Source organism: Halorubrum zhoui, from assembly GCF_051194155.1.
Classification (GTDB): Archaea; Halobacteriota; Halobacteria; order Halobacteriales; family Haloferacaceae; genus Halorubrum.
Genome location: NZ_JBLZNJ010000007.1, coordinates 38390 through 53305, shown reverse-complemented (window position 1 = coordinate 53305; position 14916 = coordinate 38390). Strand labels below are relative to the sequence as shown.

General features: G+C 64.7%; 12 protein-coding genes and 1 pseudogene. 3 read left to right on the top strand and 10 right to left on the bottom strand.

Annotation, left to right across the window (positions count from 1 at the left end; translation table 11 throughout):
* The first annotated feature begins 87 nt into the window (after window positions 1-87).
* On the top strand, window positions 88-1608 hold the full coding sequence (locus ACNTAO_RS10875) for a uracil-xanthine permease family protein (protein WP_435162030.1): 1521 nt from the start codon (window positions 88-90) through the stop codon (window positions 1606-1608).
* A 91-nt stretch (window positions 1609-1699) separates the two neighbouring features.
* Here ACNTAO_RS10875 and ACNTAO_RS10870 read toward each other — a convergent pair whose 3' ends face one another.
* The 6 genes and pseudogenes from ACNTAO_RS10870 to sucC form a co-directional block, all read right to left on the bottom strand.
* Complete coding sequence (locus tag ACNTAO_RS10870) at window positions 1700-3103, bottom strand: tRNA (N(6)-L-threonylcarbamoyladenosine(37)-C(2))-methylthiotransferase (RefSeq protein ID WP_435162029.1); 1404 nt, start codon at window positions 3101-3103, stop codon at window positions 1700-1702.
* A 3-nt stretch (window positions 3104-3106) separates the two neighbouring features.
* Window positions 3107-3668 (bottom strand): annotated as a pseudogene (locus ACNTAO_RS10865) (DUF2267 domain-containing protein).
* Between the two features lie 97 nt (window positions 3669-3765).
* A complete protein-coding gene (gene deoC / locus ACNTAO_RS10860; RefSeq protein ID WP_435162028.1) occupies window positions 3766-4455 on the bottom strand; it encodes a deoxyribose-phosphate aldolase in 690 nt (229 codons plus the stop codon).
* Between the two features lie 87 nt (window positions 4456-4542).
* Entirely contained in the window at window positions 4543-4818 is a 276-nt protein-coding gene (locus tag ACNTAO_RS10855) for a winged helix-turn-helix transcriptional regulator (RefSeq protein WP_435162027.1), read from the bottom strand.
* A gap of 165 nt (window positions 4819-4983) precedes the next feature.
* Window positions 4984-5853, bottom strand: coding sequence for a succinate--CoA ligase subunit alpha (gene sucD / locus ACNTAO_RS10850; RefSeq protein WP_435162026.1), 870 nt, complete (start codon window positions 5851-5853; stop codon window positions 4984-4986).
* Window positions 5850-6995, bottom strand: coding sequence for an ADP-forming succinate--CoA ligase subunit beta (gene sucC / locus ACNTAO_RS10845; RefSeq protein ID WP_435162025.1), 1146 nt, complete (start codon window positions 6993-6995; stop codon window positions 5850-5852). The genes sucD and sucC overlap by 4 nt, the downstream gene beginning before the upstream one ends.
* Before the next feature lie 786 nt (window positions 6996-7781).
* Here sucC and ACNTAO_RS10840 point away from each other — a divergent pair.
* Window positions 7782-8138 (top strand): MarR family transcriptional regulator, encoded by a 357-nt coding sequence (locus ACNTAO_RS10840; protein ID WP_435162024.1) that lies wholly within the window; start codon window positions 7782-7784, stop codon window positions 8136-8138.
* Between the two features lies 1 nt (window position 8139).
* Window positions 8140-8472: a type II toxin-antitoxin system PemK/MazF family toxin gene (locus tag ACNTAO_RS10835; protein WP_435162023.1), complete on the top strand. Its 333-nt coding sequence runs from the start codon at window positions 8140-8142 to the stop codon at window positions 8470-8472.
* Between the two features lie 45 nt (window positions 8473-8517).
* On the opposite strand, the gene ACNTAO_RS10830 is transcribed toward ACNTAO_RS10835, so the two are convergent.
* From ACNTAO_RS10830 to ACNTAO_RS10815, 4 genes are all read right to left on the bottom strand, one after another.
* Window positions 8518-9783, bottom strand: coding sequence for an RNA-guided endonuclease InsQ/TnpB family protein (locus ACNTAO_RS10830; protein ID WP_435162022.1), 1266 nt, complete (start codon window positions 9781-9783; stop codon window positions 8518-8520).
* Between the two features lie 249 nt (window positions 9784-10032).
* The gene (locus tag ACNTAO_RS10825) at window positions 10033-10293 is read right to left on the bottom strand and encodes an AbrB/MazE/SpoVT family DNA-binding domain-containing protein (RefSeq protein WP_435162021.1); all 261 of its coding nucleotides are present in this window, start codon (window positions 10291-10293) and stop codon (window positions 10033-10035) included.
* 351 nt (window positions 10294-10644) lie between these two features.
* Window positions 10645-11589 (bottom strand): DUF368 domain-containing protein, encoded by a 945-nt coding sequence (locus ACNTAO_RS10820; RefSeq protein ID WP_435162020.1) that lies wholly within the window; start codon window positions 11587-11589, stop codon window positions 10645-10647.
* Window positions 11590-11596: 7 nt separating this feature from the next.
* Window positions 11597-14869, bottom strand: coding sequence for an oligosaccharyl transferase, archaeosortase A system-associated (locus ACNTAO_RS10815; protein WP_435162019.1), 3273 nt, complete (start codon window positions 14867-14869; stop codon window positions 11597-11599).
* Between the last annotated feature and the right edge of the window lie 47 nt (window positions 14870-14916).

Below are 14916 nucleotides of genomic sequence, written 5' to 3'. Positions count from 1 at the left end.
TCATTCGTCAACCAACGACAGCGATCGCGGGCGAACGCGCACACAAATATCCACGTTTTATATCGGTTGTTCGTATCGTGGTGGTAGATGCCTCCCACCGACGATGCTGACTCGCTCGTTCAGTACGGGATCGAAGACAGGCCGCCGCTGAAGACGTCGCTCTTGTTGGGCATCCAGCACTACCTCACGATGGTCGGCGCCAACATCGCGGTGCCGCTCATTCTCGCGGCGGCGCTGGGGATGCCGGAGGCGATCGTCCCGCGGTTCGTCGGCACCTTCTTCGTGGTGTCTGGGATCGCCACGCTTGCACAGACGACCGTGGGCAACCGGTACCCGATCGTCCAGGGCGCGCCCTTCTCGATGCTCGCGCCTGCGCTCGCAATCGTCGGCGTCGTGACCGCGAACCCGCCCGCGGGTATCGAGGCGTGGCGAGCCGCACTGGTACAGCTCCAGGGCGCCATCATCGTTGCCGCGCTCGCCGAGGTCGCCGTCGGCTATCTCGGTCTCATCGGGCGGCTGCGACGGTTCCTCTCACCCGTCGTCATCGCGCCGGTCATCGCGCTCATCGGGCTCTCGTTGTTCAACTCCCCCGACATCACGACGGCGACACAGAACTGGTGGCTCACCGGGTTCACCCTCCTCGCCATCGTCGGGTTCTCACAGTACCTCGACGCGAACGCCAAGCTGTTCGAGTTGTTTCCGGTGCTGCTCGGGATCGTGACGGCGTGGCTCGTCGCGGCGGTCCTCTCGGTCGCCGGCGTCTTCGGCCCGGAGGCGTCCGGCTACGTCGACCTCGCGAGCGTCGCGGCGGCCGACCCGGTCCACCTCATCTACCCGTTACAGTGGGGGACCCCGAGCGTGACCCCGGCGTTCGTCATCGGCATGCTCGCCGGCGTCGCCGCCTCGATCATCGAATCGATCGGCGACTACCACGCCGTCGCGCATCTCTCGGGAGAGGGCGCACCGAGCGGCAAGCGCATGACACACGGGATCGGCATGGAGGGACTGATGAACGTGTTCTCGGGACTGATGGGCACGAGCGGGTCGACGTCGTACTCCGAGAACGTCGGTGCCATTGGGCTCACCGGCGTCGCCTCGCGGTACGTCGTCCAAGTCGGGGCGGGAGTCATGCTCCTCGTCGGATTCGTGGGGTACTTCGGGCAGCTCGTCGCCACCATCCCGGGGCCGATCGTCGGCGGGCTCTACATCGCGATGTTCGGACAGATCGTGGCCATCGGGCTCTCGAATCTCACGCACGTCGACCTCAACTCGTCGCGAAACATCTTCGTGCTCGGCATCACGCTCTTCACTGGGATGGCGATCCCGGAGTACGTGCGCAACGTCGGGGGCGCGGGCGCGTTCCAAGAGGGGCTCGCCAACACCTTCCTGCTCGGCCCGCTGCTCGGCGGCGACGTCGTCGCCAACACGATCTACGTCATCGCGTCGACTGGGATGGCCGTCGGCGGCATCGTCGCGATCGTACTCGACAACACGATCGGCGGGACGGACGAAGAGCGCGGGCTCGCGGCCTGGGAGGCGCTTGCGGAAGCGGACGTCGACTTCGCCTCCCCGTACGACCGCTTCCTCGGAGACGAAGAGTCGACGTAGGGCTCCCGACCGTCGGCTCCATCGAGGAGCGTTCGAGTCACCGATCGGTGCGGCTACTCGCTGTCGTCGTCGACGCTCCCTCGAACGGCCGTCACGGCGAGAACGACGGCGCGGCGTGGGTGTCGTCTGCGGGTCTCGCTTCTGTACTGCCGTCGCTCTGTGTCGACTCTGTACTCTCGTCGGTCGACTCGACGCCACCGTCTGCGGCTGCGACGGGACCGGTGCCGTCTGCTGGGTCGGCGGGCGTCGTCGGCTCGCCGAACGCGTAGACGGTGTTGTGGCCGGTCACCGTCACCGTGAGGAAGTCACCGACCGCGATCCCGTGGTCGCTCGCGTGCTGGACGATGATCTGGCGGTAGGCGCCGTCACGGCATTTGACGGAGTCGCCCGTGCCCGGCTCGACGACGAGCACGTCGAACGTCTCGCCGACCATCGCCTCGTACGCCTCGCCGACGACGTCCATCTTCAGTTCGGTCATCGCCTTCGAGCGCTCCTTCTTTATCGTGCCGCCGAGCCCCTTCATGTCGGCGGCGTCGGTGCCCGGGCGCTTCGAGAACCGGGTGACGTTGATCTTCTCGGGGCGCACCTCACGGAGCAGGTCCATCGACCGCTCGTGGTCGGCGTCGGTCTCCGTCGGGAAGCCCACGATGAAGTCGGTCGAGAGCGTCCAGTGGTCGAGCCGGTCGTCGAGGGCAGCGACGACCGCGCGGAACTTCTCGACGCGGTGTTGTCGGCGCATGTCTGCGAGCACGGTGTCGCTGCCCGACTGCACCGGCGCGTGGATGAAGTTGTACAGCTTCTCGTTGCGCGCGAAGACGTCGGCGAGCTCGTCGTGGATGCCGTGGATCCCCCCGGGGTTCGCCATCCCGAGGCGGACGCGGAAGTCGCCCTCGATCGCACAGATCCGGTCGAGCAGCTCGGGGAGCTTTCGCTCGCCGGTGTCCCAGCCGTACACCCCGGTGTCCTGGCCGGTGACGCGGATCTCTTTGGCACCCGCGTGCACCAATGCCCGAGCCTTCTCGACGTTCGTCTCGACGGACGGCGAGTCGACACGGCCGGTGGCGAACTTCGTGATACAGTACGAGCAGTTGCTCATACAGCCCCGGGCGATCGGGAGGAGGCCGACGACGCCGTCGAGGACGGGTTCGGCGTCGGGCGTGACCGTCGGGCACTCGCCGTTGAGCACGTGTTCCGGCACCTCGTCCCAGTGGAGGATCTCGGCGTCGATGCCAGCCTCGCGAAACGCCTCGCCCTGTGCGAGCGCCATACAGCCCGTGATCACGAGCTCCGTGGTCTCCTCGGCGAGCGTCTCGGCGCGCCGAAGCATGTTCTGTTCGGTCTTCTCGACGACCGTACACGTGTTGAGGATGGCGACGTCGGCCGTCTCCGGGCCTGCCGCCGGGCGGTGACCACCGTCGCGGAGCGCCCGCTCTATCTCTCGGCTCTCACCCCGGTTCGAACTACACCCGTACGTCTCGATGTGGTACGTCGCCATCAGCTATCGTTTCTTGACGGCCGCCACGCAAAAACACGACGGATCGTGGGGATCGGTGACGACGGCGATGGCGACGTCGACGGCGATGTCGATGGCGACGTCGACGGCGATGCCGACGGTGGCGATGTCGACGGCGATGGCGACGTCGACAGCGATGCCGATGGCGACGTCGACGGAGCACCCCTCACTCGGCTCGCCGGAGGTGTCCGTCGCCGCGTCCACGAGTTCGAAGAGGCTACCCCACCCGTCGCTTCCGTGACCGCCAGGGAGCATGTCGCGGAGCTGTTCGACGTCCGAGCGCGGTGCCACCTCGCTCACAGCCTTCGATCTCGCTCACGCGGTCGACGAACGTCGGCCAGTCGAACCGCTGGCCGTGCTCCGTGACCGGGCCCGTGAGGTACCACTTGATCTCGATCGGCAGCGACGCCGCGAGGTCGGCGGCGTTCTCCTCGGGGATCCGCGAGCCGAGCGTCGAGAGGGTGGCACGGATCGCCCGCAGCGTCTGTCCGGTGTCGGCCGTACCGAGTCGGTTCTGTGCCTGCCCGGTGAACTCGTCGAAGTTCATGCGCCGATCTGGCCGGTGAGAAAATGTCACCGTTTGTGTTGTTCTCAGTGTATGAGACGTTTGGCCGTCGGTGTCGGGTGCACAGGATGTGCACCCCTCACGCGTCGGCGACGTGGTCGCGACTCGACTCGAGAATCTCGACACTGGAGGAGGCACCGATCCGGCTCGCGCCGGCGCGCACCATCGCCATCGCCTCCTCGTACGTCGAGATGCCGCCGGAGGCTTTGATCGCGGTGTCGTCGCCGATTCCCGCCCGGATCGCGTCGATCTCTTCGCGGGTCGTCGGGCCGTCGTACCCGACCGCCGTCTTCACGTAGTCGGCACCGCCCGATTCGACGAGCCCGGCGGCGTGGGTGATCGCCTCGGGGTCGAGCGTCGGCGACTCGACGATACACTTGAGCGGTCGATCGCCGACGGCGTCACGAACCGCGGCGACGTCGTCGATCACGGCCTCGTCGTCGCCGTTCGCGAACGCCGTCCGGTTCATCACCATGTCGAACTCGTCCACGTACGGCCGGAGCGCCTCGACTTCCGCCCGCTTTGCCGGAGCGTTCTGGATCCCGTACGGGAACCCGACGACGGCGACGACGTTTGCCGCCCCGTCGAGACACTCGTGAGCGAGCGGGGCGTGGTACGGCACGACGACGGCCGAACAGAAGCCGTGCTCGCGGACCTCACGACAGAGCGTGCGGATCTCCGCGCCGGTCGCCGCCGGGTCGACGTTGGTGTGGTCGAGTATCGAGGCGATCTGCGTGGGATCCGCGTCGAGGGTCGCTTCGAGTGACATATCGGTACCTCACGCTCGAACCGGCATATGTCTGCCGTCCGGTTTCGGCGGCACAGCCCGCTCGGGGCCCGGCCGGCCGTCCGGCGCTCACTCCTCGGCGACCGCCGCAGTGGGACTGGTCTCGGTGTCGACGCCCGTGGCCGGCTCATACACCGACCGGCGGGCGTCTGTCGGACAGAAGCCTTCTTCGACGAGCCCGGCGTCGGCGAGCTTGTCGACCGCGAACCGGACCGTTCGCGTCGAGAGGCGGGTGGCCTCGGCGAGTCCGGTCTGGTCGTACCGGCCCTCCGCGTCGAGCACGTAGTACACGAGCTTGGCGCTCGGTGGGAGGGGATCGAGCCGATCGCGTACGGATTCGTTCATAACATTGTATGGGCCGTCGCGTGGATAATCGTGGTCCGGCTGTGCGCCCAGTGCGCACAGGCGGTCGCGTGGTCGGCGCGCGCCCGACCGTGCGACGCGCGTGGTCGGTGCACGTCCGACCGTGCGACGCGCCCGGCCGGTCGCGTGCGTCCGCAGGGGCCGTGCTTAGAGGATACGCTCGACGTGGTCGGCGACCTCCTCGGGGGTGTCGCCGACCGGCACGCCCGCGTCGTTGAGCGCCTCGATCTTCGACGCCGCGGTCCCGGTGCCCGACCCCGAGACGATGGCGCCCGCGTGGCCCATGCGTTTGCCCGGCGGGGCCGTCCGCCCGGCGATGAAGCCTACGACGGGCGTGTCCATGTGGTCGCGGACGAACCGCGCCGCCCGTTCTTCGTCTTCGCCGCCGATTTCACCGCACATCACGACCGCTTCGGTCTCGGGGTCGTCCTCAAACGCCTCTAAGGCGTCGACGAAGGAGGTGCCGATGATCGGGTCGCCGCCGATGCCGATGGCGGTCGTCTGGCCGATCCCTCGTTCGGTGAGGTTGTCGACGACCTGGTACGTCAGCGTGCCCGAGCGCGAGACGAGCCCCACGTTGCCGTCCGCGAAGATGTTCCCCGGGAGGATGCCGAGTTTCGTCTCGCCGGGCGTGATGATCCCGGGGCAGTTCGGCCCGAGCAGCCGGGTGTCGGTGTCGGCGAGCCCGCGGTTCACCGTCGCCATGTCCTGGGTCGGGATCCCCTCGGTGATCGCGACCGCGAGGTCGAGGTCGGCGTCGAGCGCCTCGAAGATCGCGTCCGTCGCGAACGCCGGCGGCACGAAGATCACGGACGCGTCCGCGTCCTCGGCCGCAGCAGCTGCGCTCACGGTGTCGTAGACGGGGACGCCCGCGGCCTCCTGACCGCCCTTGCCGGGCACCGCGCCGGCGACGACGTTCGTCCCGTACTCGATCATTTGTTCGGCGTGGAAGCCGCCCTCCCCGCCGGTGATCCCCTGGACCACCACTCGGGTGTCGTCGTCGACGAATACGCTCATTGTGTCACCTCCGCGGCGTCCGCAACCGCACGCTGGACCGCCGCCTCCAGCGTCTCTTCGACCGCGATCCGGTCGGTGTTCAGTATCGCCATCCCTTCGTCGGCGTTCGTCCCGGCGAGTCGCACGACGACCGGCTTCGGGATCGCCTCGAACTGACCGAGCGCCTCGTTGATTCCCTTCGCCACCTCGTCACCGCGGGTGATCCCGCCGAAGATGTTGAAGACGACGCTGTCGACGTTGGGGTCTGCAAACACCATGTCGAGGGCGTTCGCGACCCGCTCGGCTTTCGCGCCGCCGCCGATGTCGAGGAAGTTCGCGGGCTCGCCGCCGTAGTGGTCGACCAAATCGAGCGTCGTCATCACGAGGCCCGCGCCGTTGCCGATGATGCCGACGTTGCCCGCGAGTCGAACGTAATCGAAGCCGTACTCGCCCGCCTTGCGCTCTAAGTCGTCCTCGTAGGAGGCCTCGGCGAGGTCGGCGAGGTCGGGCTGTCTGAACAACGCGTCCTCGTCGACGTTCATCACCGCGTCGGCGGCGACGACATCGCGGTCGCTCGTTATCATCACCGGGTTGACCTCGATCTCGGACGCGTCGTTCGACGCGTACAGCTCGTACAGCGTCGAGAGGACCGACGCGACCTCGAGGGCGACGTCGCCGTCGACGCCCGCCTCGTAGACGACCTTCCGGGCCTGATACGGGTGGAGACCGAAGGCGGGGTCGACGTGTTCGCGTGCAATCGCGTCGGGGGTCGTCTCGGCGACCTCCTCGATGTCGACGCCGCCCTCCGTCGACATCATGAGGACGGGTTCGCCCGCGCCGCGGTCCATCGTGACGCCGACGTAGAGCTCGTCGACGAAGTCGACGCCCGACTCTACGAGGACCTCCTCGACGGTGTATCCCTTGAGATCCATCCCGAGGATCGCCTCGGCGTAGTCGGCCGCCTCCTCGCGGTCGGTCGCGATCTCGATGCCGCCGGCCTTGCCGCGTCCGCCGACGTGGACCTGTGCTTTGATCGCGGCTGGATAGCCGATCTCGTCGACGGCCGCGAGCGCCTCATCGACGGTCGACGCGAGCCGCGACTCCGGTACCGGGATCCCGGCATCGGCGAAGATCGCTTTCGCCTGGTGCTCGTGCAGTTTCATTCACGTACACCCGCGTCCGACGCCGGCTTAAATGGTGCCGGTTCGGCGTGACCGTCGCGCGGCGAGACGACGCTGTGACAGCTGGACACCAGTTACAGCCACGCCCTCCCGGGCCGATTCTGTACGTTGGTGGTGACTGTGTAAACGAGATGACTCCGCGATAGCCGGGCACTACTTACCGCCACACCCTCTCCATACATGACTAACCATGGCTAGGTGAGCAAGACGACTTCGCGATAGCCGGACACCAGTTACTGCCACACCCTCCCCAGCCGATTCTATACGTTCGTGGAGGTGGCTGCGTGAACAAGACGACTCTGCGATAGCCGGACACCAGTTACCGCCACACCCTCCCGGGCCGATTCTATGCGTTCGTGGAAGTAACTGTGTAAACGAGATGACTCCGCGATAGCCGGACACTACTTCGCCACACTCTCCCCAGCCGATTCGCTCGTCGCCCATGGGCGACTCGCTCATCCCTCGCACGCGCTCACGAGTCCGCCTTCGGCGCCCTCGCGAGGCGCGCGCCGTTGTTTTTCCAAGTCGAAACCCAATAAAGGCACGGGTCTCTGGTCTCGAATCACGGTGATTCTTCGATGGGATCCACCAGAAAGCCACGGGAACACGGATACGCGTACCGTGACTGTCTCGGCTCACGACTTACTCAGCATTGGAACGCTTCATGATGTTGCTGACGACGCCTGATAGAGATTTTGATCACGAGTGTGCTCCGACGGCAATAGAGTTATGACGTTTTCGGGCATTTACTGACATAGACAGACAGCAATGCCAATCAGAATCGATTCCAGCGGAGGGGACACGCCACCTGTTAAACCGGGGACGAACGCCCACGAACTGCTCACAGTGTTGTGCGATCATCCCGAGATGGGGTTCAGCCCCAAGGAACTGACGGAACTGACCGACGTTCCGTATTCCAGTGTCCACAAGACCCTCTCCCGGCTCCGAGAGAAGGGCCTCGTTCAGAAGGTCGATTCCTACTGGGCGGTTGCCGAGGACGTCGCAGCCTCGACGATTGCGAACGTAGTGAGCCTCCAGCAGATCGAAGCCGAGTACGGCGATGACGCCTATGGCGACGATGACGAGTGGGCCGACGCCGCGCCGGATTTAGGAGAGAACGCGTAGGATGGCCTACGCACAAGGCAGTGTCGTCCTCGCGCCAGCAACGTTCAAAAGCGGGGTCCGACCGTATCTCATCGTCTCGAATCGGAACCGACCGTTCTTCGGCGATCGGTATACGGTTGCGGTCATCACGTCAACCGAGCGGGAGACGGCAGTTGCACTGACGGCCGATTCACTCACCGAAGGCGAACTGAAGACGTATCCGAGCTACGTGAGTCCGTGGTCGCTGCACGTCTTTCCCCACCAAGCGATCACCAAGCGTGTGGCGGAGGTCGACAACTCAACCATGAGTATCGTCGCAGACCGTATCCACGAACTGACCAGGATCATGCGTTGACATCCTCCCCGCCCTGAAGGGCGAGGATTCCCGAGCGTTGGGATATTAAGGTTCGCAACCCACCTGTTCCCTCGGTGCGAAACGCCCCGAGGTTTGATTGAACAAGCGAACTACTGGCCGTGCCAAACGACCGTTACTCATATCCCCAGTTGGGGGATTCTGAGTTATCTTTCTGCGAATGTTCACCGCACCATTCACGTCTGCATTCATCGTTGTACCGCACGACTCACAGACGTACAAGCCACGCTCCACACGGTTTGAGTCACGCTTCCGTCCACAACACGAACACGTCTTCGACGTGTCTCGCTCGCTCTTGCGGTCAACAAGGATACCGTGTTCTTCGGCCTTGTATTCGAGCAACGTGGTGAAGCGGTTGAACTCCCAGCCGTGGAGTTTCTTGTTCCCACTCCGACCCCAATTCCGAGCCTTGCCGTCCTCCTCACGAATCTTGCTCAAGTCACCGATGGCGATGCGACCAACCTCGTGGTCGATACACTGCTCCACGACGTGCTTGGCGAGCGCGTGGAGGAAGTGGTCTTTCCGACGCGAGAGTTTCTGCCGGGCGCGGAGCGCACGGCGTGACGGCCCGTTCTCGCCTTCCGTATCGTACTCGTCGCGGGTGAAGTAGTGCTTGTCTTGCTTCAACACGTTCCCCGGATACAACTCTGCCTCACCGTCATCGTAGGCGATAGCGAGGTAATTGCTGATTCCGAGGTCAATACCCGCCGTATTGTCGCCGGGTGCGTCCTCGACGGGGATTTCGACCTTGCATACGAGGTGGAGTTCCCATCGGTCACCGTTCCACACGGCTCGCACCTGCTGGATGTTCTCCACGGTCACGTCCGGTCGTGTCTCGTATTCTGTGAGGATGAAGTCTGAGCGGTGGTTCTTCAGGTTGAACCCCTTGCTCAGTCGGAGTTGGTTGTGCTTAGAATCGTGCTTGATACCGTTCTGCTTCCACGTTACGGTGGAGCGCGGGTGGTTGTCGCCTCGCTTGCGGTAGCCGGGTGGATTCGCGTCTGTGTCGCCTTTCTTGCGCTTTTTGAACCAACCGTTGAACGACTCAGCGAGCTCTTCGAGAACGCGCTGACTTGACTGAGAATGTAGGTCACTGTATCGTTCGTGGTCTTTTAATTCGCGCTTGAGGTCGGCTTCGGACGGAATCTCGCCCGTGTCATCCCATTCTTGTTGGGAGTGGTAGCGGGCGACGTTCCACAGTTTGGATGCTGAGTGTCCGCAGTCATCGAGGTCGTCACTCACTTGGGTGTGGTTGACGATTTTCGCTCGGTAGGTGCGGGTTGTCTCCAGCATCGGACTGTGTTCATAAGCACTTATGAGGATTAGTGTATTAAACGTAGCGGTTGAAACGTGGAATATCCGGCAGTGCTATCGGCGGTGGGTTGTGTAGAAATTGTCGGCTGTATCCCCGCCCTGAACGGCGGGGTTTTAGCCTTGTAACTTTCCATAAGTACAGCAGATTCAGATTTGCAATTCAACACCAAGATATCCAGCAGTATCCTCTGCGAGCCCGCCGTCGGCGTGCTCACAAGGCGCGCGCCATTATGTTTCGTTTCGTCCCTCGTGGACCATCTGTGAGACCTCCTCGAGAGAAATCTCGGTCGTTTCCGCTCGCGCCTCGACGCGGCGCTGAAACTCCTCTACCGATGGCAGATCAATCTTCTTTAACACGAGGCCATACTCTGTTGGGACTACCATGAGCTTCGTCCCTTGTTCGAGGCCAAATTGATCTCTGAGTGCACGTGGAATCGTGATCTGCCCTTTCGACGTTACGGTTGTTACTTCAGGGTCGCTGGAAGCCATGCTGTGGGTAAGAATTCCTTACGCACGGGATTGAATCTACCGGTCACTGCTACATTGCGACACGCTTCCCGGGCGACCCTGTACGTTGGTGGTGACTGTGTGAACGAGACGATCTGCGACGGCCGGGCACCTATCAGCTACTCCCTCCCGATACATGACGAACCATGGCTAGGTGAACAAGACGACTCCGCGATAGCCGGGCACCAGTTCCCGCCACACCCTCCCCAGCCGATTCGCTCGGTCGCTTCGCTCCCTCGCTCATCCCTCGCACGCGCTCGCGAGCCCGCCTTCGGCGTGCTCACGAGGCGCGCGCCACCGCAGGTCGGTGGGCTGTGCTCGCGTCGGTGCGTCTCAGTACTCCAAGACGCCGGCGTAGTGGTCGACGGCGAGGACGCCAGCGGCGGCGACGACCGCAGCGAGCCCGAACCGCGGGAGGGCACTCGCCCACGACTCACCGGCCGCGGTGAGTCGCATCGAGACCTCGAGGACGGGTGCGCGAAGCGCCCCAACGACTAGACTCACTAGGAATGCGAAGGTCGCCGCCCGAGCGGTCTCGAGGGCCCGCCGAACCGCGTGGGCGATCGTGAAGAGCCCGACGAGGCCCCCTGCACAGAAGACGACGATGGTCGGGAGCGGGTCGAGGAGGGCGTCGAGCCCACCCCCGCGTGCGGCGGCCGCGAGGCCGTCGAAAAAGTCACTGAGGGTGTCGGCCATGAACGCATACTGGCCGAGCACGACGAGCAACAACGACCCGGAGAGCCCGGGCAGCACCATCGCGCTGACCGCGACCGCCCCGGCAACGAAGACCACCGGCAGCGCGTGCCCAAGGGCAGTCGCCGCGTACCCCGACGCGAGGAAGGCGACGAGAAAGCCCGCCACGGCGGCGATCTTTCGTCGTGGAGTCGTGAGGTCGACCGCACCGAAGAGCGCGACCGCCGACGCCGCGATCAACCCGAAAAAGAAGCCGTACGTGGCGACCGGAAGGGTCTCGAGGAGGGTGTCGACCAGCCGCAAGACGAGCACGACCGCGGTAAGGATCCCCGCACCGAGAACCGTCAGGAAGGCCCCGTCGACCTCGTAAAAGGCCTGGCGGGCGTCGGCGCGATTCTCGGCGGTGAGGCCTGCGAGGACGCGCCGAATCTGTTCCGGGTCGATCGCGGTGACGGCGGCGATGAGTCGCTCGTAGATCCCGACGATGAGCGCGATGGTCCCGCCGGAGACGCCCGGGACCGCATCGGCTGTGCCCATCGCGAGCCCCCGGAGGTAGACGCCGACCCACGCCCGGAGGTCGACCATCGACCCGTTACCCGACCCGACGCAAACGGGGTGTCGCGATCGAGGCACCCGCCGCGAGCCCCGTTACCGGAGTGAGTTGATACCCCCCGTCGGAATCGGAGCCGTTGGTCGTGTCGTCGGCTGAGTCGCTTGTCGCCGTGTCGTCGGTCGCCGTGTCGTCAGTCGTCGTGTCCTCGGTCGTCGTGTCGTCTGGAGAGTCGCTTGCTGTCGTGTCGTCGCTCGTGCCCTCTGTCGGCGACTCACCGCTTGTCTCCCCGCTCGTCGTGTCGGCGTCACTCGAGGTGTCGCCCTCGTCGCCGGAGTCCCGCACGACGATCCGCTCGAGTTCGACCGTCGTGGCCGTCTCGTCGACGCCGACGACCTGCGCCTCGGTGACGTTCGCGCGCGCCGACGCCGGGGACGCCTCACTCGTCGGGTCCGTCACGCCGGTCGTGATCTCGTAGGGGCCGGTGGCAGTGACGCTCGTGTTGGTGTAGCCGTTCTCGGGGCCGAACGCGTCGTAACCGGTCGTCGAGTACGGCAGCGTGAACGTGAACTCGCCGTTCGCGTCGGCCTCGGCGTACTGCTGGTAGATGAACGTCTCACCGGTCGGCTTCTCCAGCTGTACTGCGGCGCGCACCTCCGCGCCGGGTTCGGCACCCGAGCCCTCGAGGGTTGCACCGGGGACCCGCTCGAAGGTCTTCACGAAGTCGTCGGCGGCCGCACTCTGGAGCGACTCACCCAGGACGGCCCGCGGGTTCTGGACGAGCTGCTGGACCACGCGGGCCTGTCCGACCGAGGGGGCCGAGCCCTGCGTGTCGGTGACGTGGACGAGCCGGTAGTGCTCGAGGGCGGCGACCCGCTCGGAGGGGACCCCGCCAAGGCCGCCGACCTGGGCGCTGCCGTCGTCGGCCACGTACTCGCGGGCGGCCGAGACGTTCTCGAAGCGCTGGATCGTCCGGGTGACGTTCTGCGGGAGGGTGTCGACCTGGATGGAGTCGCCGCCCTGCGTCTGGGCGGCCTGTGGCTGCCAGTCGACGACGACCGGCTGCGGGTCGACCGCGCTGCCGTAGTGTTCGTACAGCCGGATCATCTGGCTCTCGTGGTAGCGCTGGGTGTGGACCTGCATCACCCGACCGAACCCGCCGTTTTCGCGCTGCTGGTAGATGACTCGGTTGAAGTCGCTCGTGGTCTCGTTACCCGAGTAGAAGGTGACCGGGGCGTTGAACTTCGAGTTCGGCGAGGCCATCTGGCTGTCGACCATCACGTAGCGGGTGTTCGCGCCCTCGGTGCTCTGATCAGCCCACACCTGGTGAGCCTGTTGTTCACTCGGGGCGAGCAGGTAGTCGGCGGCTTCGCCCGCGTTCTGTTGGAACGGGTTGGCGTTCGGGATGCGTTCGGCGCGGGTGGTGATCCAGTGGCCGTAATCCCACCACGACTGGACGCCGTAGGCACCCTCGGGGTACTCGAAGTCGTCGTCGGCCGGGCGCTCGTAGGTCGCGTACGGGTCCATCGCGTTGTCGTGGCCCTCGAGTTCGCCCGGGACGGGGGTCTCGTCGTTCATCCACTGGAGGCTCTGGTCCCACTGGACGACGTTGCCGGGGCCGGTGGAGGCGCCGGCGGCCCACACCGGGGTGGCGGCCCCGACGAGGGGGACAAAGAGGATCGCGATCACGGCGAGGGCGGTCATCGCCTGCCACCCCTCGATATCGCGGAGGGCCGCGAGCGAGGAAAGGTCGATGACGTCGAAGGCGACTTGGAGGAAGTACGCCGCGCCGACAGCGACGACCACCGCGAGGTAGTAGTTGAACCGGACCTGGGTGAAGGCGGCGCTACCGATGAAGGCCGCCCAGACGACGAGGTAGAGCTCCTCGGCGTCGTACTCGACGAGGAACGTCGCGCCGACGAGCAGGGCGGCCGCGAGTGCGAGGCCGACGACCTGCCAGCTCACGCCGACGAGGCCGCCGATGGCCCCGTAGAGCTGTGGGACCGCGTAGACGGAGCCGACGAGCGCGAGCGCGGAGACGATGTAGACGGAGTCGGTGAAGTCGTCGGAGTCGTACAGGGGCCGCGCGAGGATGTAGACGACCGCGCCGAGTGCGAGGAAGAACGCGAGGCCGTACTGAGAGATGACGAAGTCGGAGAAGGCGGCGTTCTGGAGGGGGGGTTGGCCTTCACCGATGGTGCGGGCACCGGCGGAGGCGGAGAAGCCGACGAATCCAAGAAGATTACCGATGAGTAGCGAGTACAGTGACGGCAGCACAGCCCAGATTACACCGACACTGGCGACGATCAAGCCACCGACGGCTGGAGGGTAAGTTGTCATATCGATGCTGCGAGACTCCCAGAATCGAGCCAGCCACGCGAGGAAGACGGCACCAGCAGCGACACCGAGTGGTAAGATGACCTGGAGAAGCGAGTAGCCAGTGGTGTCGAACGAGAGCGTATCCAGAGCAATGAGTTGCATCACCGTCGTCACGCCCATCGCTACTGCGCCGGCAAATGCGACTGGTTCGGGGCTCTGGTCGTGATACACGTCGCTCGTGATCTTAACTGCGAGGTAGATCCCGGTAAACCCGACCATCAAAATGCCCGGCTGCCACGTCCAGATGTAGAGCCCAAGCCCGACACCGGCTGCTGCTGCGTAGCCGACCGGTCGCTTCAGGGCGGTCCAGTCGCGATCAACGACGAGCTCCCAGACCGGCTTCTCTCGCTCGGCGACACCGAATGCGACGAGGAACCCTAAGACGGCGATGCTCTGAAAGAGCACTTCGGCCGCGGTGTGGTCGGGGAACCCGACGAGTGAGTAGCTGAAGAACGTGCCTGGAAGGAGGGCCAAGGTGACTGCTCCGGCGAGGGCAGCCGGTCTGTCGACGAACCGCTTGGCGATGAAGTACGTTGGAATCGCGACGAGTGACCCAGCGAGCGGGGCCATGATGAGCATGACTTCTTCGGTGCCACCCATGATCGGGCCCGCGATCCACGTACTGACTACCATGATGTGGTCCCAGAGCGTGCCGAACTGACCTGCCTGTCGACCCAATGGGAACCCAGTGAAAACGTCGAAGGGGAGCCGGTTTGGATAGTTCGCCATGAGATACGACGTCTCACGGAGGTGGTACCAGGGGTCGTTTCCGCGGAAGTACACCTGGCCATTTCGGACGAAATTTCCGTACGACTGCAGTCGTGTCCACAGCATTAATATAAAAATACCTGCCAATGTTGGTATATGATACCACTTCTTTAATATATCAACCGGAGCCGAACCTGACTCTTTGAACACTCCCTGTTGATCGCTCATTACTGATGTGGACTGTCAAATCGTGCTTAAGACTTGTTATCTTGGTA